The 24,256-nt window shown below is 67.2% G+C and carries 29 protein-coding genes; 2 read left to right on the top strand and 27 right to left on the bottom strand.

Annotated features, from left to right (window positions below):
- Nucleotides 1-126 precede the first annotated feature (126 nt).
- The 21 genes from rplO to rpsJ all read right to left on the bottom strand — a co-directional run bounded on the left by rplO (nt 127) and on the right by rpsJ (nt 9,772).
- The gene (gene rplO / locus AB0K09_RS05275) at nt 127-582 is read right to left on the bottom strand and encodes a 50S ribosomal protein L15 (protein WP_366063924.1); all 456 of its coding nucleotides are present in this window, start codon (nt 580-582) and stop codon (nt 127-129) included.
- A 1-nt stretch (nt 583) separates the two neighbouring features.
- The gene (gene rpmD / locus AB0K09_RS05270) at nt 584-766 is read right to left on the bottom strand and encodes a 50S ribosomal protein L30 (protein ID WP_099199427.1); all 183 of its coding nucleotides are present in this window, start codon (nt 764-766) and stop codon (nt 584-586) included.
- Nucleotides 766-1,368 (bottom strand): 30S ribosomal protein S5, encoded by a 603-nt coding sequence (gene rpsE / locus AB0K09_RS05265; protein WP_366063923.1) that lies wholly within the window; start codon nt 1,366-1,368, stop codon nt 766-768. The genes rpmD and rpsE overlap by 1 nt, the downstream gene beginning before the upstream one ends.
- Nucleotides 1,369-1,414: 46 nt before the next feature.
- Entirely contained in the window at nt 1,415-1,798 is a 384-nt protein-coding gene (gene rplR, locus AB0K09_RS05260; RefSeq protein WP_344435184.1) for a 50S ribosomal protein L18, read from the bottom strand.
- Between the two features lie 3 nt (nt 1,799-1,801).
- Entirely contained in the window at nt 1,802-2,341 is a 540-nt protein-coding gene (rplF, locus tag AB0K09_RS05255) for a 50S ribosomal protein L6 (protein WP_366063922.1), read from the bottom strand.
- Between the two features lie 21 nt (nt 2,342-2,362).
- Complete coding sequence (gene rpsH, locus AB0K09_RS05250) at nt 2,363-2,761, bottom strand: 30S ribosomal protein S8 (protein ID WP_366063921.1); 399 nt, start codon at nt 2,759-2,761, stop codon at nt 2,363-2,365.
- A gap of 209 nt (nt 2,762-2,970) precedes the next feature.
- Complete coding sequence (locus AB0K09_RS05245; protein ID WP_366063920.1) at nt 2,971-3,156, bottom strand: type Z 30S ribosomal protein S14; 186 nt, start codon at nt 3,154-3,156, stop codon at nt 2,971-2,973.
- Between the two features lie 2 nt (nt 3,157-3,158).
- Nucleotides 3,159-3,719, bottom strand: a complete 561-nt coding sequence (gene rplE, locus AB0K09_RS05240) for a 50S ribosomal protein L5 (RefSeq protein WP_366063919.1) — start codon at nt 3,717-3,719, stop codon at nt 3,159-3,161.
- Entirely contained in the window at nt 3,719-4,042 is a 324-nt protein-coding gene (gene rplX, locus AB0K09_RS05235) for a 50S ribosomal protein L24 (protein WP_366063917.1), read from the bottom strand. Before rplX ends, rplE begins: the two co-directional genes overlap by 1 nt.
- A 2-nt stretch (nt 4,043-4,044) precedes the next feature.
- Nucleotides 4,045-4,413, bottom strand: coding sequence for a 50S ribosomal protein L14 (gene rplN, locus AB0K09_RS05230; RefSeq protein ID WP_087927567.1), 369 nt, complete (start codon nt 4,411-4,413; stop codon nt 4,045-4,047).
- 103 nt (nt 4,414-4,516) lie between these two features.
- Nucleotides 4,517-4,798: a 30S ribosomal protein S17 gene (rpsQ, locus tag AB0K09_RS05225; RefSeq protein WP_019888756.1), complete on the bottom strand. Its 282-nt coding sequence runs from the start codon at nt 4,796-4,798 to the stop codon at nt 4,517-4,519.
- A complete protein-coding gene (gene rpmC, locus AB0K09_RS05220; protein WP_004950453.1) occupies nt 4,798-5,022 on the bottom strand; it encodes a 50S ribosomal protein L29 in 225 nt (74 codons plus the stop codon). The genes rpsQ and rpmC overlap by 1 nt, the downstream gene beginning before the upstream one ends.
- A complete protein-coding gene (rplP, locus tag AB0K09_RS05215) occupies nt 5,022-5,441 on the bottom strand; it encodes a 50S ribosomal protein L16 (RefSeq protein ID WP_004950450.1) in 420 nt (139 codons plus the stop codon). The genes rpmC and rplP overlap by 1 nt, the downstream gene beginning before the upstream one ends.
- A gap of 5 nt (nt 5,442-5,446) precedes the next feature.
- Nucleotides 5,447-6,262, bottom strand: coding sequence for a 30S ribosomal protein S3 (gene rpsC, locus AB0K09_RS05210; RefSeq protein WP_366063916.1), 816 nt, complete (start codon nt 6,260-6,262; stop codon nt 5,447-5,449).
- The gene (rplV, locus tag AB0K09_RS05205; protein WP_043264895.1) at nt 6,262-6,609 is read right to left on the bottom strand and encodes a 50S ribosomal protein L22; all 348 of its coding nucleotides are present in this window, start codon (nt 6,607-6,609) and stop codon (nt 6,262-6,264) included. Before rplV ends, rpsC begins: the two co-directional genes overlap by 1 nt.
- Nucleotides 6,610-6,651: 42 nt before the next feature.
- The gene (gene rpsS, locus AB0K09_RS05200; protein WP_344435192.1) at nt 6,652-6,933 is read right to left on the bottom strand and encodes a 30S ribosomal protein S19; all 282 of its coding nucleotides are present in this window, start codon (nt 6,931-6,933) and stop codon (nt 6,652-6,654) included.
- A 12-nt stretch (nt 6,934-6,945) separates the two neighbouring features.
- Entirely contained in the window at nt 6,946-7,782 is an 837-nt protein-coding gene (gene rplB, locus AB0K09_RS05195; RefSeq protein WP_366063915.1) for a 50S ribosomal protein L2, read from the bottom strand.
- Nucleotides 7,783-7,823: 41 nt separating this feature from the next.
- The gene (gene rplW, locus AB0K09_RS05190) at nt 7,824-8,147 is read right to left on the bottom strand and encodes a 50S ribosomal protein L23 (RefSeq protein ID WP_366063914.1); all 324 of its coding nucleotides are present in this window, start codon (nt 8,145-8,147) and stop codon (nt 7,824-7,826) included.
- Nucleotides 8,147-8,797, bottom strand: coding sequence for a 50S ribosomal protein L4 (gene rplD / locus AB0K09_RS05185; protein WP_366063913.1), 651 nt, complete (start codon nt 8,795-8,797; stop codon nt 8,147-8,149). The genes rplW and rplD overlap by 1 nt, the downstream gene beginning before the upstream one ends.
- Nucleotides 8,798-8,805: 8 nt before the next feature.
- Nucleotides 8,806-9,450: a 50S ribosomal protein L3 gene (gene rplC / locus AB0K09_RS05180; protein WP_366063912.1), complete on the bottom strand. Its 645-nt coding sequence runs from the start codon at nt 9,448-9,450 to the stop codon at nt 8,806-8,808.
- Nucleotides 9,451-9,463: 13 nt separating this feature from the next.
- Nucleotides 9,464-9,772 (bottom strand): 30S ribosomal protein S10, encoded by a 309-nt coding sequence (gene rpsJ, locus AB0K09_RS05175; RefSeq protein ID WP_003948644.1) that lies wholly within the window; start codon nt 9,770-9,772, stop codon nt 9,464-9,466.
- A 616-nt stretch (nt 9,773-10,388) separates the two neighbouring features.
- Here rpsJ and AB0K09_RS05170 point away from each other — a divergent pair.
- Entirely contained in the window at nt 10,389-12,512 is a 2,124-nt protein-coding gene (locus AB0K09_RS05170; RefSeq protein WP_366063911.1) for a PIG-L family deacetylase, read from the top strand.
- Between the two features lie 95 nt (nt 12,513-12,607).
- Entirely contained in the window at nt 12,608-13,462 is an 855-nt protein-coding gene (locus AB0K09_RS05165; RefSeq protein WP_366063910.1) for a metallophosphoesterase, read from the top strand.
- Nucleotides 13,463-13,558: 96 nt separating this feature from the next.
- On the opposite strand, the gene tuf is transcribed toward AB0K09_RS05165, so the two are convergent.
- The 6 genes from tuf to AB0K09_RS05135 all read right to left on the bottom strand — a co-directional run.
- A complete protein-coding gene (tuf, locus tag AB0K09_RS05160; RefSeq protein WP_366063909.1) occupies nt 13,559-14,752 on the bottom strand; it encodes an elongation factor Tu in 1,194 nt (397 codons plus the stop codon).
- A gap of 165 nt (nt 14,753-14,917) precedes the next feature.
- Nucleotides 14,918-17,041 carry an elongation factor G gene (fusA, locus tag AB0K09_RS05155; RefSeq protein WP_366063908.1) on the bottom strand — a complete coding sequence of 708 codons (2,124 nt, stop codon included), beginning with the start codon at nt 17,039-17,041 and terminating at the stop codon, nt 14,918-14,920.
- A 39-nt stretch (nt 17,042-17,080) separates the two neighbouring features.
- Entirely contained in the window at nt 17,081-17,551 is a 471-nt protein-coding gene (gene rpsG / locus AB0K09_RS05150) for a 30S ribosomal protein S7 (RefSeq protein WP_366063907.1), read from the bottom strand.
- 2 nt (nt 17,552-17,553) lie between these two features.
- Complete coding sequence (gene rpsL / locus AB0K09_RS05145) at nt 17,554-17,925, bottom strand: 30S ribosomal protein S12 (RefSeq protein ID WP_003948652.1); 372 nt, start codon at nt 17,923-17,925, stop codon at nt 17,554-17,556.
- Nucleotides 17,926-18,310: 385 nt separating this feature from the next.
- Nucleotides 18,311-22,219, bottom strand: a complete 3,909-nt coding sequence (locus AB0K09_RS05140; protein WP_366063906.1) for a DNA-directed RNA polymerase subunit beta' — start codon at nt 22,217-22,219, stop codon at nt 18,311-18,313.
- Nucleotides 22,220-22,341: 122 nt separating this feature from the next.
- On the bottom strand, nt 22,342-24,256 hold a 1,915-nt coding region (locus tag AB0K09_RS05135), incomplete at its 5' end, for a DNA-directed RNA polymerase subunit beta (RefSeq protein ID WP_366063905.1).

Genomic DNA, 24,256 nt, shown 5'->3' with positions numbered 1-24,256 from the left:
CCGCACGGGCACAGGCCAGGGCGGACGGTAACAGTGCACGCCACCTTACCGGCGACCGTGCCCCCCTTGGAACGACCAACCGGGGATGCCCCTTGTGGGACATCCCCGGTTGTCAGATCAACGAACTCAGACGAGCTCGGTGACGGTGCCGCCGGCGGCGGCGATCTTCTCCTTGGCGGAGCCGGAGACGGCGTCGACCGTCACCTGCAGCGCCACGGAGATCTCGCCCTGGCCCAGGACCTTGACGAGCTCGTTCTTGCGAACGGCGCCCTTGGCGACCAGGTCGGCCACCGTGACCTCGCCACCCTGCGGGTAGAGCGCGGCCAGCTTCTCCAGGTTCACGACCTGGAACTGCTTGTGGGCGGGGTTCTTGAAGCCCTTCAGCTTCGGAAGGCGCATGTGGAGGGGCATCTGCCCACCCTCGAAGCGCTCCGGAACCTGGTAGCGGGCCTTCGTACCCTTGGTACCACGACCGGCCGTCTTACCCTTCGAGCCCTCACCACGACCGACACGGGTCTTGGCGGTCTTGGCTCCCGGGGCGGGACGGAGGTTGTGGACCTTCAGCGGGTTGCTCTCCGCCATGTCAGTCGACCTCCTCGACCGTGACGAGGTGGCGGACGGTGTGCACCATGCCGCGGATCTCGGGACGGTCCTCCTTGACAACCACGTCGTTGATCTTCTTCAGACCAAGCGAACGCAGGGTGTCGCGGTGGTTCTGCTTGCTGCCGATGTAGGACTTGACCTGCGTGACCTTGAGACGAGCCATTACGCACCCGCCCCTGCACGCGCCCGCAGCAGAGCGGCGGGAGCCACGTCCTCCAGCGGCAGACCACGACGGGCGGCGATCTCCTCGGGACGCTGCAGTCCCTTGAGGGCCTCCACCGTGGCGTGCACGATGTTGATCGGGTTCGAAGAACCGAGCGACTTCGACAGGATGTCGTGGACGCCGGCGCACTCGAGCACCGCACGCACCGGACCACCGGCGATAACACCGGTACCCGGGGTGGCGGGCTTGAGCAGCACGACACCGGCCGCCTTCTCGCCCTGAATCGGGTGCGGGATGGTGCCCTGGATCCGGGGGACCTTGAAGAAGTTCTTCTTGGCCTCTTCCACGCCCTTGGCGATGGCAGCCGGAACTTCCTTGGCCTTGCCGTAACCGACACCGACCGTGCCGTCACCGTCGCCCACCACGACCAGCGCGGTGAAGCTGAAGCGGCGACCACCCTTGACAACCTTGGCGACGCGGTTGATCGCGACTACGCGCTCAACGTACGCGGTCTTCTCGGCGGCAGCGCCACCGTCACGGCCCTTCCGGTCCCGCCGCTCGCCGCCACCGGCGCCGCCACCGCGGCGCTGGGGTCCAGCCATTGGAATTACCTCTCTCTGTTACGTCCGCTAGCTCCGGAACCGGGGCTTAGAACTTCAGCCCGGCTTCGCGGGCGGCGTCCGCCAGAGCGGCGATGCGCCCGGCGTACTGGTTGCCACCGCGGTCGAACACGACGGCCTCGACACCGGCGGCCTTGGCACGCTCGGCAACCAGGGCGCCGACCTTCTTGGCCTGGGCGCTCTTGTCGCCCTCGCCACCGCGGATCGACGCGTCCAGGTGCGACGCCGACGCCAGGGTGTGACCCTTGATGTCGTCGATCACCTGGGCGGTGATGCCACGGTTCGAACGCGTCACGACGAGGCGCGGGCGCTCGGCCGTACCGGAGATGTTCTTCCGGATGCGGATGTGGCGGCGGGCCTTGGCGGCGCGCTTGTACGCGTCACCCTTGGCGATCTTCACACCGTATGCCATGGCTTACTTACCCGCCTTTCCGACCTTGCGGCGGATGACTTCGCCCTCGTACTTGACGCCCTTGGCCTTGTACGGGTCGGGCTTCCGCAGCTTGCGGATGTTAGCGGCGACCTCGCCGACCTTCTGCTTGTCGATGCCCTCGACCGAGAACTTGGTCGGGGACTCCACCTTGAAGGTGATGCCCTCGGGGGCCTCGATCAGGATCGGGTGGCTGTAGCCGAGGGAGAACTCCAGGTTGGAGCCCTTGGCGACAACGCGGTAACCGACACCGCTGATCTCGAGCTTCTTGGCGTAGCCCTGGGTCACGCCGGTGATCATGTTCGCCACCAGCGTGCGGGACAGGCCGTGCAGGGCCTTGTTCTGACGCTCGTCGTTGGGACGGGTCACCTGAAGGGTGCCGTCCTCGCCCTTGACGATCTCGATGGGCGCGGAGATCGTGAGGCTCAGGGTGCCCTTGGGACCCTTCACCTGCACGTCACGGCCATCGATGGTGACGTCCACACCAGCGGGAACCTGGATGGGCAGCTTGCCGATACGCGACATTGGCTTTTCCTCCGTTCCCTGTTACCAGACGTAGGCGAGGACTTCCCCACCCACGCCCTTCTTGCTGGCCTGCTGGCCGGTGAGCAGACCGTGCGACGTGGAGATGATCGCCACGCCCAGGCCGCCGAGCACCTTCGGCAGGTTGGTGGACTTTGCGTAGACCCGCAGACCCGGCTTCGAGATGCGCTTGATGCCGGCGATGGAGCGCTCGCGGTTCGGACCGAACTTCAGGTCGATGACGAGGTTCTTGCCAACCTCGGCGTCCTCGACCTTCCAGCCGGCGATGTAGCCCTCCTGCTGCAGGATCTCGGCGATGTGCGCCTTGATCTTGCTGTGCGGCATCGACACGGAGTCGTGGTATGCCGAGTTCGCGTTTCGCAGACGGGTCAGCATGTCTGCGATCGGATCGGTCATGGTCATGTTTGGCCTTCGGCCTCTCTCGCCGGGGTTTCCTATCTGCGCCATCCCTCTCCCCGAACATCAGTCGGAGCGGGTGCGGCGCGGGGACCTACGGCGTAGTAAGACGAATTGGGCGGCGGGGCCCAACCCTTCAACTCTACGTGAGTCGGGGGAAGGGCTCCCGCCATCCAGATTGCTTACCGAGAGTCCCGGTCAACCCAAGTGGGTTGTTACCAGGAGCTCTTGGTCACGCCCGGCAGCTCGCCACGGTGAGCCATCTCACGAAGGCACACGCGGCAGAGGCCGAACTTGCGGTAGACGGAGTGCGGACGGCCACAGCGGTTGCACCGCGTGTACGCGCGAACCGAGAACTTCGGCTTGCGGGCGGCCTTAGCGATCAGAGCCTTCTTCGCCACGGTCAGTTCTCCTTGAACGGGAAGCCGAGGTGACGAAGCAGGGCACGACCCTCAGCGTCGTTGGTCGCCGTGGTGACCACGGTGATGTCCATGCCCCGGACCCGGTCGATCTTGTCCTGGTCGATCTCGTGGAACATGACCTGCTCCGTGAGACCGAAGGTGTAGTTGCCCCGGCCGTCGAACTGCTTCGGGGACAGACCACGGAAGTCGCGGATGCGCGGCAGCGCGAGCGACAGGGTGCGGTCCAGGAACTCCCACATGCGGTCACCGCGGAGGGTGACGTGGGCACCGATCGGCTGGCCCTCACGCAGCTTGAACTGCGCGATGGACTTACGGGCCTTGGTGACGGCGGGCTTCTGACCGGTGATCGTGGTGAGGTCGCGGATGGCGCCCTCGATCAGCTTGGAGTCGCGGGCGGCGTCGCCCACACCCATGTTGACCACGATCTTGGTCAGGCCGGGAACCTGCATGATGTTCTCGTAGGAGAACTCCTCACGCAGCTTGCCGACGATCTCCTCGCGGTACCGCTGCTTGAGGCGCGGCGCGTTGGTGGTGGCAGTCATCAGATGTCCTCACCGGTCCGCTTGGCAACGCGGATCTTGTTGCCGTTGTCGTCAAAGCGGTAGCCGACGCGGGTGACGACCTTCTTGCCGTCCTTCTCCACGATCAGCTGAACGTTGCTGACGTGGATCGGGGCCTCGGTCGTGACGATGCCGCCGGTCTTGGAACCGCGGGCGGTCTGGCCGGCCTTGGTGTGCTTCTTGACCCGGTTGACACCCTCGACCAGGACGCGGTCCTCGCGCGGGAAGGCCGCGATGACCTTGCCCTGCTTGCCCTTGTCCTTGCCGGTGATGACCTGAACCAGGTCGCCCTTCTTGATCTTCATGCTTACAGCACCTCCGGCGCGAGCGAGACGATCTTCATGAACTTCTTCTCGCGCAGCTCCCGGCCCACGGGGCCGAAGATGCGGGTGCCGCGGGGGTCACCGTCGTTCTTGAGGATGACGGCCGCGTTCTCGTCGAAGCGGATGTACGAGCCGTCCGGACGGCGGCGCTCCTTGACGGTGCGAACGATGACCGCCTTGACGACGTCACCCTTCTTCACGTTGCCACCGGGGATCGCGTCCTTGACGGTGGCGACGATGACGTCACCGATGCCCGCGTAGCGGCGACCGGAGCCACCGAGAACACGGATGCAAAGGATTTCCTTGGCACCAGTGTTGTCGGCGACGCGCAGTCGCGACTCCTGCTGGATCACGTCTATCTCCTGATTGTCTGCCGGTTCCCGGCGGGGGCCTCAACGGTGTGAGGCCCCACGCCGAGCCTGGCGGAACTGTCCCGAGGGGAAACCCCCTCGAGAATTACTTGGCCTTCTCGAGGATCTCGACGACGCGCCAGCGCTTCGTCGCGGACAGCGGCCGGGTCTCCATGAGGAGGACGCGGTCGCCGACACCCGCGGCGTTCTGCTCGTCGTGCGCCTTGAGCTTGTTGGTACGGCGGATGACCTTGCCGTACAGCGCGTGCTTGACGCGGTCCTCGACAGCGACGACGACGGTCTTGTCCATCTTGTCGCTGACGACCAGACCCTCACGGGTCTTGCGGAAACCGCGCTCGTTCGTCTCAGTCACATTCTTCTCGCTCATCAGGCGCTCTCCACCGTCTCGATGCCGAGCTCGCGCTCACGCATCAGGGTGTAGATCCGGGCGATGTCCTTGCGGACGGCCTTCAGCCGGCCGTGGTTCTCAAGCTGTCCGGTCGCCGCCTGGAAACGGAGGTTGAACAGCTCTTCCTTGGCCTCACGCAGCTTGGCAACGAGGTCCTCGTTGTTCAGCTCACGCAGCTCGGTCGCCTTGGTACCGGCAGCCATCACGACTCACCTGCCTCGCGCCGAACAATGCGGCACTTCATCGGAAGCTTGTGGGCGGCTCGGGTGAGCGCCTCACGCGCGACCTTCTCGTTCGGGAAGGACAGCTCGAACATCACCCGACCGGGCTTGACGTTCGCGACCCACCACTCGGGGGAACCCTTACCGGAACCCATGCGGGTCTCGGCGGGCTTCTTCGTGAGCGGACGGTCCGGGTAGATGTTGATCCACACCTTGCCGCCACGCTTGATGTGACGGGTCATGGCGATACGAGCGGACTCGATCTGCCGGTTCGTCACGTAGGCCGGGGTCAGGGCCTGGATGCCGTACTCACCGAACGCCAGCTCGGTGCCACCCTTGGCCATGCCGTTCCGCTTGGGGTGGTGCTGCTTGCGGTGCTTGACCCTGCGAGGGATCAGCATGTCGGTCAGGCCTCCGTTCCGGTGGACTCAGCCGGAGCAGCGGTCGCCTCGGCCTTGGGGGCCTCGGCCTGCTGCGGCTTGCGGCCGCGGCCGCCACGCTCGCCGCCACGGCCACCACGGGCCGGACGCTCGCCGGCGCCACGGGACGGGCGGTTGCCCGCACGGGCGGCGGCGTTCTCGGCGCGGACCTCGGCGATGTTCTTGACGTCGCCCTTGTAGATCCAGACCTTCACGCCGATGCGGCCGAAGGTGGTCTTGGCCTCGAAGAAGCCGTAGTCGACGTTCGCGCGGAGCGTGTGCAGGGGCACACGGCCCTCGCGGTAGAACTCCGAGCGGGACATCTCGGCGCCGCCGAGACGGCCACCGCACTGGATCTTGATGCCCTTGGCGCCGGCCTTCATCGTCGACTGCATGCTCTTGCGCATGGCGCGACGGAAGGAGACGCGGGAGGACAGCTGCTCGGCGACGGCCTGAGCGACCAGCTGGGCGTCGACCTCGGGGTTCTTGACCTCGAGGATGTTCAGCTGGACCTGCTTGCCGGTGAGCTTCTCCAGCTCGCCGCGGATGCGGTCGGCCTCGGCGCCGCGGCGGCCGATGACGATGCCCGGACGAGCGGTGTGGATGTCAACGCGGACGCGGTCGCGGGTGCGCTCGATCTCAACCTTCGAGATACCGGCGCGCTCCATGCCCTTCGTCATCATGCGACGAATGGCAACGTCTTCCTTGACGTAGTCCTTGTACAGCTTGTCGGCGTACCAGCGGGACTTGAAGTCCGTGGTCACACCGAGCCGGAACCCGTGCGGGTTAACCTTCTGGCCCATTACCGGGTTCCTTCCTTGCTGCTGACGACCACGGTGATGTGGCTGGTCCGCTTGCGGATCCGGTAGGCGCGGCCCTGGGCACGCGGACGGAACCGCTTCAGGGTCGGGCCCTCGTCGACGTACGCCTCGCTGATGAACAGCGTGGAGGCGTCCGTGTGGTCGTAGTTGTGCGCGGCGTTGGCGATGGCGCTGTCCAGCACCTTGCCGACCGGCACGCTCGCGGCCTGCGGGGCGAAACGCAGGACCGCCTGAGCCTCCGTGGCGTCCATGCCACGGATGAGGTCCACCACGCGGCGGGCCTTCATGGGCGTGACGCGGATGTACCGCGCCTGGGCCCTGGCTTCCATGGTTGTCCCTTCGGTGTCAGTCATAGTCGTTCACACCCCGCCTTAGCGGCGCTTCGACTTGCGGTCGTCCTTGACGTGGCCGCGGAAGGTGCGGGTCGGCGAGAACTCGCCGAGCTTGTGGCCGACCATCGACTCGGTGACGAACACCGGGACGTGCGTCTTGCCGTTGTGCACCGCGAGCGTGTGGCCCAGCATGGCCGGCACGATCATGGAGCGACGGGACCAGGTCTTGATGACGTTCTTGGTACCGGCTTCGTTCTGAGCATCCACCTTCTTGATGAGGTGCTCGTCGACGAAGGGTCCCTTCTTGAGACTACGCGGCATCTAAACCCGCTCCTAGCGCTTCTTGTTCGTCTTGCGGCGGCGGACGATGTACTTGTTGCTCGCCTTCTTGGGAGAACGAGTACGACCCTCCTTCTGACCCCACGGGGAGACCGGGTGGCGACCACCGGAGGTCTTGCCCTCACCACCACCGTGCGGGTGGTCAACCGGGTTCATCGCGACACCGCGGACGGTCGGGCGAACGCCCTTCCAGCGCATACGGCCGGCCTTGCCCCAGTTGATGTTCGACTGCTCGGCGTTGCCGACCTCGCCGACGGTGGCGCGGCAGCGGACGTCGACCAGGCGGATCTCACCCGACGGCATGCGCAGGTGGGCCATCGCGCCCTCCTTCGCCAGCAGCTGCACGGAGGCACCGGCGGAGCGGGCGAACTTCGCACCGCCGCCCGGCCGCAGCTCGATGGCGTGGATGGTCGTACCGACCGGGATGTTGCGGAGGGCCAGGTTGTTGCCCGGCTTGATGTCCGCGCCCGGGCCGTTCTCGACCCGGTCACCCTGGCTCAGGCCACGCGGGGCGATGATGTAGCGCTTCTCGCCGTCTGCGTAGTGCAGGAGCGCGATGCGCGCGGTGCGGTTCGGGTCGTACTCGATGTGAGCGACCTTGGCCGGCACGCCGTCCTTGTCGTGACGACGGAAGTCGATCACACGGTAGGCGCGCTTGTGGCCACCGCCCTGGTGGCGGACGGTCACACGACCGGCGTTGTTACGGCCACCCTTGCTGTGCAGCGGGCGGACCAGCGACTTCTCCGGCGTGGACCGCGTGATCTCGACGAAGTCGGCGACGCTGGAGCCACGACGGCCCGGAGTCGTCGGCTTGTACTTGCGGATACCCATTTCTCAGTCCTCGTCCGATATTCGGACGACTCGGAACTCCGTTAGGAGGCCGGGCCGCCGAAGATGTCGATACGGTCGCCCTCGGCGAGGGTCACGATGGCGCGCTTGGTGTTGGCGCGCTTGCCGAAACCGGTCTTGGTGCGCTTGCGCTTACCCTGACGGTTGATCGTGTTGACCCCGGTGACCTTGACCGAGAAGACCGCCTCGACGGCCTGCTTGATCTGGGTCTTGTTGGCGCGCGGGTCGACGATGAACGTGTACTTGTTCTCGTCCAGCAGCGCGTAGCTCTTCTCGGAGACAACCGGCTTGACCAGGAGGTCGCGCGGGTCCGTGAAGGTCTTGCTGGTGACGGAAGCCTCAGTCATCAGGCCTCGCTCCCTTCGGTCTCAAAGGCCTTGGGGCCAGACACGAAGGACTCGAAGGCGGCCTGGGTGAAGACCACGTCGTCGGAGACGAGCACGTCGTACGTGTTCAGCTGGCCCGGCTCCAGGATGTGAACCTGGGGCAGGTTGCGGGCGGACAGCCACGCGGCCTCGTCGGACCGGTCGGCGACCAGGAGCAGGTTCTTGCGCTCCGAGATCTTGCCGAACAGGGTCTTGGCGGCCTTGGTGGAAACCGCACCCTCGACCACGCCGGAGACGACGTGGATGCGGGAGTGACGGGCCCGGTCGGTGAGGGCGCCACGCAGGGCGGCGGCCTTCATCTTCTTGGGGGTCCGCTGCGAGTAGTCACGCGGCACGGGACCGTGCACGACGCCACCACCGGCGAACTGCGGCGCACGGGTCGAACCCTGGCGCGCGCGGCCGGTGCCCTTCTGGCGGTACGGCTTCTTGCCGCCACCACGGACCTCGCCACGGGTCTTGGTCTTGTGCGTGCCCTGGCGGGCAGCGGCCAGCTGCGCGACGACGACCTGGTGGATCAGCGGAACGCTGACCTTGGCGTCGAAGATCTCCGCGGGGAGCTCGACGGTCCCGGCCTTGTCGCCTGCCGGCGAAAGGATGTCAATGGTGCTCATCGGTTACCTCAGGCCCCCTTGGCCGCGGTACGGACCAGGACGAGGCCGCCGTTCGGACCAGGAACCGCGCCCTTGATCAGGAGCAGGCCCTTCTCCGCGTCAACGGCGTGGACGGTCAGGTTCTGGGTGGTGACCCGCTCGTTGCCCATGCGGCCCGCCATGCGGAGGCCCTTGAACACGCGGCCCGGGGTGGCGCAGCCACCGATGGAACCGGGGGAGCGGTGCTTGCGCTGGGTGCCGTGCCCGGCGCCGAGGCCACGGAAGTTGTGGCGCTTCATGACACCGGCGAAGCCCTTGCCCTTGCTCTTGCCGGTGACGTCAACCTTGACGCCGGCCTCGAACACGGCCGCGGTGATCTCCTGGCCGAGGGTGTACTCGGCAGCGTCGGAGGTGCGGAGCTCCACCAGGTGGCGGCGGGGGGTCACGTCGGCCTTGGCGAAGTGGCCCTTGAGGGGCTTGTTCACCTTGCGCGGGTCGATCTCGCCGAAGGCGATCTGGACCGACTCGTAGCCGTCGACGTCGTTGGTGCGGACCTGCGTCACGACGCAGGGACCGGCCTTGACAACGGTGACCGGGACGACACGGTTGTTCTCGTCCCAGACCTGCGTCATGCCGAGCTTCTCGCCCAGGACGCCCTTGATCTGCTTAGCCATCTCGCGCGTCACCTCAGAGCTTGATCTCGATGTCGACGCCGGCCGGCAGGTCGAGACGCATCAGCGAGTCAACCGTCTTCGGCGTGGGGTCGAGGATGTCGATGAGGCGCTTGTGCGTGCGCATCTCGAAGTGCTCGCGCGAGTCCTTGTACTTGTGCGGCGACTTGATGACGCAGTACACGTTCTTCTCAGTGGGCAGCGGCACCGGGCCCGCGACCGACGCACCAGTGCGGGTCACCGTCTCGACGATCTTCTTCGCCGAGGAGTCGATGACCTCGTGGTCGTAGGCCTTGAGCCGGATGCGGATCTTCTGTCCCGCCATGGCTACTTCGTAGTCCTGTCTCTCGTAACGCTCTGGGACTCGGCCGGCTGCGCCCCCGGAAACCTCCGGAAACGCCGTTCCTCACCACTCCACCTCCGACCCACGCGGTCGGGCGTGTCGCGCCCCTTCCAGCAAAACTCCCCGGAGGAAGTTCCCTGATGAAGGGGGTTGTGGGGGAAGAACACCCACCGAGTGCCTGGCCGGCGCCCCGCTGACACTTCCCGGAAGATTCCCGTACTTCCACCCCTGATCAGGGGTGACGAGTACTGCGGGACTCGCTTCCAGTCCTCCCGGCGGGAGGCGCGCAGCATCGGCACTCAACCGAGCAACCTGAACAGTGTGCCATACGGTCGCGAAGAGGCGCCAATCGAAGCCAAAGACCGTACCCCGAGCGGCTCAGTTGTCAAACCACCCCGCCGACATACACGACACTATGGTTACGAAAAGTGACGGCGGCCGACAGATTTCATGAGGTTTGATGAGGCAACGAGGAGAACGGGGTGGGGGCCGGGCTTTGTAAGAAGTTGGGCAACCCGCCAGGAGCCCCTACCGTCCCCTATCACGCTGGGACAGCAGGGAGCGCGCTGCCGAACCGGACGGGACGGGAGTCACGTAGTTGAACACCTCACAGCGCACGATCACCCGCCGCGCCGCCCTGGCCGGGATCGCCGCCGCCACCGCCGCCGCGGCCACCGGGTGCAGCGGCGACACGCCGGAGCAGGAGCCCGTCCCCCGGTTCACGCGCACGGTCGACCCCAGCGCCACCCAGTCCTTCGGCAGCCCCGGCAAGGCCCTGCTCCTCCAGGTCATGGCCCACCCGGACGACGACCTGTTCTTCATGAACCCCGACGCCGCCCGGATGATCGAGGCCGGCGTCCCGGTGGTCTCCGTCTACGTCACCGCGGGCGAGGCCGTCGGCCAGAACTGGATCCCGGGCATGCCGCACGCCGCCCCCGACAAGGCCGCCTACTCCTCCGCGCGCCACCAGGGCCTGCGCCAGGCCTACGCCGAGCTCCTCGGCGCCGACCGCTTCGCGCCCTGGCACAAGACCGTCCTGGACCTGCCCGGCGGCGTGCGCGCCGAGACCGACGAGCTCGTCCACGGCGACCGCTCCGCCCGGCTGGTCTTCCTCAACATCGCCATGCTCTCCCCCGGCAACACCCGCATGCCGCAGCTGTGGGACCGCCCGTACGCCGTCATGCAGACCCTGGTCGCCACCGGCTCGCCCTGCACCAGCGTGAGCACCTACCGGCACGACACCCTCGTCGACGTCCTCGCCACCCTCATGGACCGCTACCGGCCGACCGTGGTGCACACCATGGACCCCGACCCGGACTACCAGGTCCACGACGCCACGCACCCCAAGGACAACGACTACGGCGCCTGCTCGGACCACCGCGACCACACCCCGACCGCCCTCTTCACCTGGAAGGCGCTCGAACAGTGGGTGTTCGAGGCCACCCGCCGCGACGGCCGCCCCCCGCGCTTCGTCACCACCGCCTTCCGCGGCTACTACAACCAGCGCTGGCCCCACAATCTCCCGCCCGAGCTCGTCGAGGAGAAGCACCGCTACGTCGAGGCCTACGGCGGCGACCCCTCCTGGCAGTGCGGCAACCAGGCCGGCTGCGGCGACTACGGCCAGGGCGGCGACCGCCCGATCAAGAACCGCAAGGGCTGGATCCGCTCCACCCACTACCGCTACCCCGGCGCCGCGCCCGTCGCCGACAGCGGCCGCGGCGGCCGTCTGGAGGCCTACGGCGTGCTCGGCACCCAGGCCGTGCAGTGGCTGGAGAGCGCCCCGGGCAGCGGCCGCTGGGGCGAGCCCCGCAACCTGGGCGGCGGCCCCCTCGCCCCCGCCCTGGCCTCGGTGAAGGACGCGGACGGGCGGCGGCTGCTGTTCGGGCTGCGCTTCGCCGAGCTGGAGGGCCAGGGCCGGGCGAACAGCCGCGAGATCGTCGTCCTGGAGGAGCACACCCCCGGCGGCGCCTTCCGGCCCTGGAAGGGCCTCGGCAACCCCGAGCACAGGACCGAGCGCGGCCGCCGCGTCGGCGTCCCGGCCGCCGTCGCCACCCCGGACGGCCGGGTCCACCTCTTCGTGCGCAACGCCGGCAAGGCCCTCTCCAGCCGCGTCCGCGAGCCCGACGGCACCTGGGGGAAGTGGCAGAGCCTGCACGGCGAGGAGATCCAGGACGGCCTCACCGTCGTCCTGGACGCCCGGCAGCACATCCATGTCTTCGCCGCCGGCCGCGACACCGTGCACCACTGGTCCCAGGACTCCCCCGGCGCCCCGGTGCGCTTCCAGCCCCTCGACGGGCTCCCCCAGCCCGGCGGCGACCCCGTCGGCGCCGGGCTCGCCCCCGACGGCTCGCTGACCGTCGTCTACCGCACCCCCGCCGCCCCCGAGCCGATCGCCCACCGGCTCGTCGCCGACGGCCCCCGCACCGAGCCGGCGGACCTCGCCGGCCTGCGCGACTTCACCGGCTACGGCGCCCTCGCCACCCTTCCCGTGCCCCGGCGCGGCGGCAAGGACGCCCTCCTGGTCATGGGCCGGGCGATCAGCGGCGAGATACAGCTGGCCGACACCGCCGCCGGCGGCTCGCCGGCCCGCGCGGGCACCGCCCACGTCCCCGTGGGCACCGCCTCGCTCACCGTGGACGCGGACCACCGGGCCTGCGCCGTCGGCCTCCGTCCGGACGCCACCTGCTGGGTCTGGCGGCCGGCACCCGGCAGCGGCACCTGACAGAGCAGCGCGCGTTCACCCTTTCCGGTGATCGCCGAGGACTACGGTGGGTGGCGACACGTGAACCGTCGCCGTCACCCGGGAGTGGGGATCCGATGCCGCCGACCGCACGTCCCTCCGGCCGACGGCTCCTGGCCGTCAGCGACCTGCACACCGGCGTCACCGACAACGTGCCCCTCGTCGAGTCCCTGCGCCCCGGGACCGACGAGGACTGGCTCATCGTGGCCGGCGACGTCGCCGAGACCTTCGAGGACATCGAGCGCACGCTGGCCCTGCTCGCGGGCCGCTTCGCCACGGTCCTGTGGACCCCCGGCAACCACGAGCTGTGGACGCCGCGCACCGACCCGGTGGCCCTGCGCGGCCGCGCCCGCTACGAGGCCCTGGTGCGGCTGTGCGGGGAGCTGGGCGTGCTGACGCCGGAGGATTCGTGGCCCGTCTGGGAGGGCGAGGGCGGGCCCGTCGCGGTCGCGCCCGTCTTCACGCTGTACGACTACAGCTTCCGCACCCCGACGGCGGCCACCAAGGAGCAGGCCCTGGAACAGGCCCGTGCCGCCGGCGTGGTGTGCACCGACGAGTACCTGCTGCATCCCGAGCCCTACCCGGGCATCGACGACTGGTGCCGCGAGCGGGTGGCGCTCACCGAGGCCCGGCTGGCCGCCCACGACCCGGAGCTGCCGCTCGTGCTGGCCGGGCACTGGCCGCTGGTGCGCGAGCCCACGGACGTCCTGTACTACCCGGAGTTCGCCCTGTGGTGCGGCACGACCCTGACCGCCGACTGGCACCGGCGCTTCAACGTGGCCGCCGTGGTCTACGGCCATCTGCACATCCCCCGCGCGACCCGGTACGACGGCGTGCGCTTCGAGGAGGTCTCGATCGGCTACCCGCGCGAATGGCGCCGTCACGGCCACCCCCTCGGCCTGCTGCGGCAGGTCCTGCCCCACCAGGCGTAGCCACGGGCGCGCAAAAGGGCATGCGAAAGGGCCCGCACATCCGGGGATGTGCGGGCCCTCTCAGACCGTCAAGGTCAGACCGTCAAGCAAGCGGACTTACTTGTTGATCTTGGTGACCTGGCCGGCGCCGACGGTGCGGCCGCCCTCACGGATGGTGAAGCGCAGGCCCTCCTCCATCGCGACGGGCTGGATCAGGGAGACGGACATCTCGGCGTTGTCGCCGGGCATGACCATCTCCGTGCCCTCCTTGAGGGTCACAACACCGGTCACGTCAGTCGTACGGAAGTAGAACTGCGGACGGTAGTTGTTGAAGAACGGGGTGTGGCGGCCACCCTCGTCCTTGGAGAGGATGTACGCCGTGGCCTCGAACTCGGTGTGCGGGGTGACCGAACCCGGCTTGATGATGCACTGGCCGCGCTCGACGTCCTCGCGCTTGATGCCACGGAGGAGCAGACCGACGTTCTCACCGGCCTGGCCCTCGTCGAGCAGCTTGCGGAACATCTCGATACCGGTGACGGTGGTCGAGGTCTTCTCGGTCTTGATGCCGATGATGTCGACGGTCTCGTTGACCTTCAGGACACCACGCTCGATACGACCGGTGACGACGGTGCCACGACCGGTGATCGTGAAGACGTCCTCGATCGGCATCAGGAACGGCTTGTCGACGTCACGCTCGGGCTGCGGGATGTTCTCGTCGACAGCCTTCATCAGGCCGAGGAGCTTGTCGCCCCACTCCTTGTCGCCCTCCAGCGCCTTCAGCGCGGAGACCTGGACGACCGGAGCGTTGTCGCCGTCGAACTCGTACTCGTTGAGGAGCTCACGGACCTCGAGCTCGACGAGCTCCAGGATCTCCTCGTCGTCCACCATGTCGGCCTTGTTCAGGGCGACAACGATGTACGGAACGCCGGACTGGCGGGCCAGGAGCACGTGCTCCTTGGTCTGCGGCATCGGACCGTCGGTCGCGGCGACCACGAGGATCGCGCCGTCCATCTGGGCGGCACCGGTGATCATGTTCTTGATGTAGTCCGCGTGACCCGGGCAGTCGACGTGGGCGTAGTGACGCGACTCGGTCTGGTACTCGACGTGCGCGATGGAGATGGTGATACCGCGCTGACGCTCCTCCGGCGCCTTGTCGATCTCGTCGAACGGCGTGAAGGGGTTCAGGTCCGGGTACGCGTCGTGCAGCACCTTGGTGATCGCCGCGGTAAGAGTGGTCTTACCGTGGTCGACGTGACCGATGGTGCCGATGTTGACGTGCGGCTTAGTCCGCTCGAACTTCGCCTTCGCCACTGGGGTCCTCCTGTGGAGTGGTTCTGTACGCCTTACTTCATCGGCGCCAGGGATCTTTGCTGGGGTGCCGTCCGCCGGGGCACACCGCCACGTGTGGTGGCCGTGCGCCCCGACAGCCGGTGAAAAGCCTAAAGCGTGTGCTGTTCCCGTCGGGACGGGAGTCGCTTACTCGCCCTTGGCCTTCGCGATGATCTCCTCGGCGACGTTCCGCGGAACCTCGGCGTAGGAGTCGAACTGCATCGAGTAGCTTGCGCGACCCGAGGTCTTGCTGCGGAGGTCGCCGACGTAGCCGAACATCTCCGACAGCGGCACCAGGCCCTTGACGACCTTGGCGCCGGACCGGTCCTCCATGGCCTGGATCTGGCCACGGCGGGAGTTGATGTCGCCGATCACGTCACCCATGTAGTCCTCGGGGGTGGTGACCTCGACGGCCATCATCGGCTCGAGCAGAGCCGGCGACGCCTTGCGAGCACCCTCCTTGAACGCCATGGAACCGGCGATCTTGAAGGCGAGCTCGGAGGAGTCGACGTCGTGGAAGGCACCGTCGAGGAGGGTGACCTTCACACCGGTCAGCGGGTAGCCCGCCAGCACGCCGAACTCCATGGCCTCCTGGCAACCCGCGTCCACGGACGGGATGTACTCCCGCGGGATACGGCCACCGGTGACCTTGTTCTCGAACTCGTAACCGTCGCCCTCGAGGGGCTCGATCGCGATCTGCACCTTGGCGAACTGGCCGGAACCACCAGTCTGCTTCTTGTGCGTGTAGTCGATCCGCTCGACGGCCTTGCGGATCGTCTCGCGGTACGCGACCTGCGGCTTGCCGACGTTGGCCTCGACCTTGAACTCACGCTTCATACGGTCGACCAGCACCTCGAGGTGCAGCTCGCCCATACCCGCGATGATGGTCTGGCCGGTCTCCTCGTCGGTGTGGACCTGGAAGGAGGGGTCCTCCTCCGCGAGGCGCTGGATCGCGACGCCCAGCTTCTCCTGGTCACCCTTCGACTTGGGCTCGATGGCGACCTGGATGACCGGGGCCGGGAACTCCATCGACTCCAGGATGACCGGGTTCGCGGAGTCGCACAGCGTCTCACCGGTGGTGGTCTGCTTCAGACCCATGACGGCGACGATGTCGCCGGCGCCCACCGACTCGATCTCCTCACGCTTGTTGGCGTGCATGCGGTAGATCTTGCCGATGCGCTCCTTCTTGCCCTTGACGGAGTTCTGGACCTGAGATCCAGACTCCAGGCGACCGGAGTACACGCGGACGAAGGTGAGCTTGCCGAGGTGCGGGTCGCTCATGATCTTGAACGCCAGCGCCGCGAGCGGCTCGTCGTCGGACGGCTTGCGCTTGACGACCTCGTCCGGGTTGTTGACGGCGTGGCCCTCGATGGCCTCGACGTCCAGCGGCGAGGGGAGGTAGCGCACGACCGCGTCGAGCAGGGGCTGGACGCCCTTGTTCTTGAACGCGGTACCGCAGAACACCGGGGTCACCGTGGTGCCCTCGGTGGTGCGGCCGGACTCGATCGTGATGCGACGGATCGCGGCGATCAGCTGCTCCTCGGAGGGCTCCTGGCCCTCGAGGAAGAGCTCCATGATCTCTTCGTCGTTCTCGGCGACGGCCTCGACCAGCTTGCCGCGCCACTCCTCGGCAGCCTCGGCGTGGGTGTCCGGGATGTCGACGACGTCGTACATCTCACCCTTGGCGGCCTCGGCGGACCAGACCAGAGCCTTCATACGGACGAGGTCGACCACGCCCTTGAAGTCGGCCTCGGTGCCGATCGGGAGCTGCATGACCAGCGGCTGAGCACCCAGGCGGTCGACGATCATGTCGACACAGCGGTGGAACTCGGCGCCGGTGCGGTCCAGCTTGTTGACGAAGCAGATGCGCGGCACGCCGTAACGGTCGGCCTGACGCCACACCGTCTCGGACTGCGGCTCGACACCGGCGACACCGTCGAACACGGTCACGGCACCGTCGAGCACGCGCAGCGAACGCTCCACCTCGACGGTGAAGTCGACGTGGCCCGGGGTGTCGATGATGTTGATCGTGTGATCGACGTTCTCGAGCGGCCAGTGGCAGGTCGTCGCGGCGGACGTGATGGTGATGCCGCGCTCCTGCTCCTGCTCCATCCAGTCCATCGTGGCAGCGCCGTCGTGGACCTCACCGATCTTGTACGAAACACCGGTGTAGAACAGGATCCGCTCGGTGGTGGTCGTCTTGCCCGCGTCGATGTGGGCCATGATCCCGATGTTGCGGACCTTGGCCAGGTCAAGCGAAGTGGTGGCCATATGGCTCAGTCTTCTCTCGGTTCTCGATGGGGGTAGCGACTACCAGCGGTAGTGCGCGAAGGCCTTGTTGGACTCGGCCATCTTGTGCGTGTCCTCACGCTTCTTGACCGAGGCGCCGAGACCGTTCGAGGCGTCCAGCAGCTCGTTCATGAGGCGCTCGGTCATGGTCTTCTCGCGACGGGCGCGGGAGTAACCGACCAGCCAGCGCAGCGCCAGGGTGGAGGCGCGGCCCGGACGGACCTCGACCGGCACCTGGTAGGTGGCGCCACCGACGCGGCGGGACTTGACCTCGAGAGCCGGCTTCACGTTCTCGAGAGCGCGCTTGAGGATGATGACCGGGTCGTTGCCGGTCTTCTCGCGCAGACCCTCCATGGCGCCGTACACGATGCGCTCGGCGGTGGAGCGCTTGCCGTGGAGCAGGATCTTGTTGATGAGCGACGTCACCAGGGGGGAGCCGTAAACCGGGTCGATGATGACCGGGCGCTTCGGGGCGGGGCCCTTACGAGGCATTCTTACTTCTCCTTCTTGGCGCCGTAGCGGCTGCGAGCCTGCTTGCGGTTCTTGACGCCCTGGGTGTCGAGCGAGCCACGGATGATCTTGTAGCGAACGCCCGGCAGGTCCTTCACACGACCGCCACGCACGAGCACGATGGAGTGCTCCTGCAGGTTGTGGCCCTCACCCGGAATGTAAGCGGTGACCTCGATGCCGGAGGTCAGACGCACACGCGCGACCTTGCGGAGCGCCGAGTTCGGCTTCTTCGGGGTGGTCGTGAAAACACGCGTGCAGACGCCACGACGCTGGGGCGAACCCTCGAGTGCGGGCGTCTTGTTCTTCTCGACCTTGTCCTGCCGGCCCTTTCGGACCAGCTGCTGGATCGTAGGCACCGTTTCTCCGGTTTCTGTGTGCCGATCACGATAAAACTAACCTGGGAGCAACACCGACCCACGCGGTCGGGTGTGTCGAAGGCTGCAGACCCCCGCCGATGACGTACGGGCGCAGATTCAGTGTCTTAGAACCGTAAGGTTCGGGCCTCTCGTACGGTCGAAAGGCACGCACGAGAGCCCAGGGACACCCCAGGCACAAGGTCAGAGCGTACCTACCGCATGGGCTGCGGTCAAAACAAATGCACACGCGGAGGACACCCCGATGTGCTGCATATGTCGCATTCTGCGGCGCCAGGCAACCCTCGGTGTCGCGCGTATGGGTGAAATCACGCCGCAGGGCGGCCACCCCCGAGGGGTGACCGCCCTGTCGCGTATGACGCGGGTCCTACTGGTTGTACGGACCGTAGTCGTAGTCCTCCAGCGGAACCGCCTGACCCGAACCCGTCCCGAAGGGCGAGTAGTCGATGTCGTCGTAGCCGACGGCCGAGTACATCGCGGCCTTGGCCTCCTCGGTGGGCTCCACCCGGATGTTGCGGTAACGGGACAGACCCGTACCGGCCGGGATGAGCTTACCGATGATGACGTTCTCCTTGAGGCCGATCAGGGAGTCCGACTTGGCGTTGATCGCCGCGTCGGTCAGAACCCGGGTCGTCTCCTGGAAGGACGCCGCCGACAGCCACGACTCGGTGGCGAGCGAGGCCTTGGTGATACCCATCAGCTGCGGACGGCCGGAGGCGGGGTGACCGCCCTCGGTGACCACACGACGGTTCTCCGACTCGAAGCGCGAGCGCTCCACGAGCTCGCCCGGCAGCAGCTCCGCGTCGCCGGACTCGATGATCGTCACGCGGCGCAGCATCTGCCGGATGATGATCTCGATGTGCTTGTCGTGGATCGACACACCCTGCGAGTTGTAGACCTTCTGAACCTCGCCGACCAGGTGCACCTGGACGGCGCGCTGGCCGAGGATGCGCAGAACGTCGTGCGGGTTGGTGGCACCCACGGTGAGCTTCTGGCCCACCTCGACGTGCTCGCCCTCGCTGACCAGCAGACGGGCTCGCTTCGAGATCGCGTAGGCGGTCTCGTCGGAGCCGTCGTCCGGGGTGACGACGATCTTCTTGGTCTTCTCGGTCTCCTCGATCCGGACGCGGCCGGCCGCCTCCGAGATCGGGGCGACACCCTTGGGCGTACGGGCCTCGAAGAGCTCGACGACACGCGGCAGACCCTGGGTGATGTCGTCACCGGCCACACCACCGGTGTGGAAGGTACGCATCGTCAGCTGGGTACCGGGCTCACCGATGGACTGGGCGGCGATGATGCCGACCGCCTCACCGATGTCGACCAGCTTGCCGGTGGCCAGCGAGCGGCCGTAGCAGTAGGCGCAGGTGCCGACGGCGGACTCGCAGGTGAGGACCGAGCGGGTCTTGACCGTCTCCACGCCGTGCTGGATGAGCTGGTCGATGAGCACGTCACCGAGGTCGACGTTGGCCGGCGCGATGACCTTGCCGTCGACGACGACGTCCTCGGCGAGCATACGGGCGTACACGCTGGTCTCGACGTCGTCGGCCTTGCGCAGCACGCCGTCCTCGCCCTTGGAGGCGATCACGAGCTTGAGGCCGCGGTCGGTGCCGCAGTCCTCCTCGCGGATGATCACGTCCTGGGAGACGTCCACGAGACGACGGGTCAGGTAACCCGAGTCGGCGGTACGGAGGGCGGTGTCCGCGAGACCCTTACGGGCACCGTGGGTGGAGATGAAGTACTCCAGCACGGAGAGACCCTCACGGAACGACGCCTTAATGGGTCGCGGAATGGTCTCGTTCTTCGCGTTCGACACCAGACCACGCATACCGGCGATCTGCCGCATCTGCATCATGTTTCCTCGGGCACCCGAGTCAACCATCATGAAGATGGGGTTCGTCTTGGGGAAGTTCGCGTTCATCGCCTCGGCGACCTCGTTGGTCGCCTTGGTCCAGAGCGCGATCAGCTCCTGGGAGCGCTCGTCCTTGGTGATCAGACCGCGCTCGTACTGCTTCTGGACCTTCTCGTCCGCGGCCTCGTAGCCCGCGACGATCTCCTTCTTCGCCTCGGGAACGACGACGTCGGAGATGGCGACGGTGACACCGGAACGGGTCGCCCAGTAGAAGCCGGCCGCCTTCAGGTTGTCCAGCGTGGCCGCCACGACGACCTTGGGGTAGCGCTCGGCGAGGTCGTTGACGATCTCGGAGAGCTGCTTCTTGCCCACCGAGTAGTCGACGAACGGGTAGTCCTCGGGCAGCAGCTCGTTGAAGAGCGCGCGGCCCAGGGTGGTGCGCAGCCGGAAGCTGTCGCCCTGCTGCCACGTGGTCTCGCCGAAGCCCTCGGCGTCCTCGGCCGGCGGGGTCCAGCCGCGCGGCGGCACGGTGCCGATCGGGAAGCGGATGTCGACCTTCGCCTGGAGCGAGAGCTCGCGGGCGTCGAACGCCATGATCGCCTCGGCGACGGAGCCGAAGGACCGGCCCTCACCGATGACCTCGCGCTCCTCCTCGTCGGTGGTGAGGAAGAACAGACCGAGCACCATGTCCTGGGTCGGCATGGTGACCGGACGGCCGTCGGCCGGCTTGAGGATGTTGTTCGAGGACAGCATCAGGATGCGGGCCTCGGCCTGCGCCTCCGCGGAGAGCGGCAGGTGGACGGCCATCTGGTCACCGTCGAAGTCCGCGTTGAACGCGGTGCAGACGAGCGGGTGGATCTGGATGGCCTTGCCCTCGACCAGCTGCGGCTCGAAGGCCTGGATGCCGAGGCGGTGCAGCGTGGGCGCACGGTTCAGCAGCACCGGGTGCTCGGCGATGACCTCTTCGAGGACGTCGTACACCACGGTGCGGCCGCGCTCGACCATGCGCTTGGCCGACTTGATGTTCTGCGCGTGGTTCAGGTCGACCAGGCGCTTCATCACGAACGGCTTGAAGAGCTCCAGCGCCATGGCCTTGGGCAGACCGCACTGGTGCAGCTTCAGCTGCGGACCGACGACGATGACCGAACGGGCCGAGTAGTCGACACGCTTACCGAGCAGGTTCTGACGGAAGCGACCCTGCTTGCCCTTGAGCATGTCGGACAGCGACTTCAGCGGACGGTTGCCGGGGCCCGTGACCGGGCGACCACGACGGCCGTTGTCGAAGAGCGCGTCGACGGCCTCCTGAAGCATGCGCTTCTCGTTGTTCACGATGATCTCGGGCGCACCGAGGTCAAGGAGTCGCTTGAGGCGGTTGTTGCGGTTGATGACGCGGCGGTACAGGTCGTTCAGGTCGGAGGTCGCGAAGCGGCCACCGTCCAGCTGCACCATCGGACGCAGGTCCGGCGGGATCACCGGGATGCAGTCCAGCACCATGCCGCTGGGGCTGTTGCGGGTCTGTAGGAAGGCGGAGACGACCTTCAGGCGCTTGAGCGCACGGGTCTTCTTCTGGCCCTTGCCGGTGCGGATGATCTCGCGGAGGCGCTCGGCCTCCTCGTCGAGGTCGAAGGACTCCAGGCGCTTCTGCAGCGCGGCGGCGCCCATCGCACCCATGAAGTAGGTGCCGAAGCGGTCGCGCAGCTCGCGGTAGAGCAGCTCGTCGCCCTCCAGGTCCTGGACCTTGAGGTTCTTGAAGCGGTTCCAGACCTCGTCGAGACGGTCGATCTCGCGCTGCGCGCGGTCGCGCAGCTGCTTCATCTCACGCTCGGCGCCCTCGCGCACCTTGCGGCGCACGTCGGCCTTGGCGCCCTCGGCCTCCAGCTCGGCCAGGTCGGACTCGAGCTTCTTGGCGCGGGCCTCCAGGTCGGCGTCGCGACGCTGCTCGATCTGCTGACGCTCGACGGAGACGTGGGCCTCCAGCGAGGGCAGGTCGCGCGTACGGCGCTCCTCGTCCACCCACGTGATCATGTAGGCGGCGAAGTAGATGACCTTCTCGAGGTCCTTCGGGGCCAGGTCCAGCAGGTAGCCCAGGCGCGACGGGACGCCCTTGAAGTACCAGATGTGGGTGACGGGGGCGGCGAGCTCGATGTGGCCCATCCGCTCACGGCGCACCTTGGCGCGGGTGACCTCGACACCACAGCGCTCACAGATGATGCCCTTGAAGCGGACACGCTTGTACTTGCCGCAGTAGCACTCCCAGTCCCGGGTGGGGCCGAAGATCTTCTCGCAGAAGAGCCCGTCCTTTTCCGGCTTCAGGGTGCGGTAGTTGATGGTCTCCGGCTTCTTGACCTCGCCGTGGGACCAGGTTCGGATGTCGTCCGCGGTCGCCAGGCCGATCCGCAGCTCGTCGAAGAAGTTGACGTCGAGCACTTTGTCGTCAATCCCTCTTTCAGGGTTCGTGCCCTCCCGCCGTGGCGGGCTATGGGCTCTACATCAGTGGTCTGGGGGTCCGGGGACGACCGGGGCCTCTCGCGAGGCCCCGGTCAGACCCGTCAGACCTCTTCGACGCTGCTCGGCTCGCGCCGGGACAGGTCGATACCGAGCTCCTCCGCAGCGCGGAAGACGTCCTCGTCGGTGTCGCGCATCTCGATGGACATGCCGTCCGAGGACAGCACCTCCACGTTGAGGCACAGAGACTGCATCTCCTTGATGAGCACCTTGAAGGACTCGGGGATGCCGGGCTCGGGGATGTTCTCGCCCTTGACGATCGCCTCGTAGACCTTCACGCGGCCGGTGACGTCGTCGGACTTGATGGTCAGCAGCTCCTGGAGGGCGTACGCGGCGCCGTAAGCCTCCAGCGCCCACACCTCCATCTCACCGAAGCGCTGGCCACCGAACTGAGCCTTACCACCCAGCGGCTGCTGAGTGATCATGGAGTACGGACCGGTCGAACGCGCGTGCAGCTTGTCGTCGACCAGGTGGTGCAGCTTGAGGATGTACATGTACCCGACGGAGATCGGGTCCGGGAACGGCTCGCCGGAGCGGCCGTCGAACATCCGGGCCTTACCGGAGGGGAGCACCATGCGCTCACCGTCGCGGTTCGGGATCGTGGACTCGAAGAGGCCGGCGATCTCGTCCTCGCGGGCACCGTCGAAGACCGGGGTGGCGACGTTGGTACCGGGCGCGACATCGTCGGCGCCGATGGCCTGCAGACGCTTCATCCAGTCCTCGTCGCCCTCGACCTTCCAGCCCTGGGAGGCGAGCCAGCCCAGGTGGATCTCGAGGACCTGTCCCGGGTTCATTCGGGACGGGACACCCAGCGGGTTGAGGATGATGTCGACCGGGGTGCCGTCCTCCAGGAACGGCATGTCCTCGACCGGCAGGATCTTGGAGATGACACCCTTGTTGCCGTGACGGCCGGCGAGCTTGTCACCGTCGGTGATCTTGCGCTTCTGCGCGACGTAGACGCGGACCAGCTGGTTCACGCCCGGCGGCAGCTCGTCGCCCTCCTCGCGGTCGAAGACGCGCACGCCGATGACCTTGCCGATCTCGCCGTGCGGGACCTTCAGCGAGGTGTCACGGACCTCACGGGCCTTCTCACCGAAGATCGCGCGGAGCAGGCGCTCCTCCGGGGTCAGCTCGGTCTCACCCTTCGGGGTGACCTTGCCGACCAGGATGTCGCCGGCGACGACCTCGGCACCGATGCGGATGATGCCGCGCTCGTCGAGGTCGGCGAGGACCTCCTCGGAGACGTTCGGGATGTCCCGGGTGATCTCCTCGGGGCCCAGCTTGGTGTCACGGGCGTCGACCTCGTGCTCCTCGATGTGGATCGAGGAGAGGACGTCGTCCTGGACGAGGCGCTGCGACAGGATGATCGCGTCCTCGTAGTTGTGGCCCTCCCACGGCATGAACGCCACGAGCAGGTTCTTGCCGAGCGCCATCTCGCCCTCGTCCGTGGACGGACCGTCGGCGAGCACCTGGCCGGTGACCACGCGGGCGCCCTCGTCCACGACGACCTTCTGGTTGAAGGAGGTGCCCTGGTTGGAGCGGGAGAACTTGGCGACGCGGTAGGTGTTGTACGTGCCGTCGTCGTTGGCCACCGTCACGTAGTCGGCGGAGACCTCCTGGACGACACCGTCCTTCTCGGCCTTGATGACGTCACCGGCGTCGACCGCGCAGCGGTACTCCATGCCGGTGCCGACCAGCGGCGCCTCGGCCTTGATCAGCGGAACGGCCTGGCGCATCATGTTCGATCCCATGAGCGCGCGGTTGGCGTCGTCGTGCTCGAGGAACGGGATCATGGCGGTCGCGACCGACACCATCTGGCGCGGCGAGACGTCCATGTAGTCGACCTCGGACGGGTCGACGTAGTCGATCTCGCCACCACGGCGGCGGACCAGCACGCGGGCCTCGGCGAAGCGCAGGTCCTCACCCAGGGCGGCGTTCGCCTGGGCGATGACGAAGCGG

The sequence above is a fragment of the Streptomyces sp. NPDC049577 genome (assembly GCF_040675635.1).
Taxonomy (GTDB): domain Bacteria; phylum Actinomycetota; class Actinomycetes; order Streptomycetales; family Streptomycetaceae; genus Streptomyces.
Note: the sequence above shows the minus strand (reverse complement) of the source record. Positions and strands in the feature narration are given on the sequence as shown.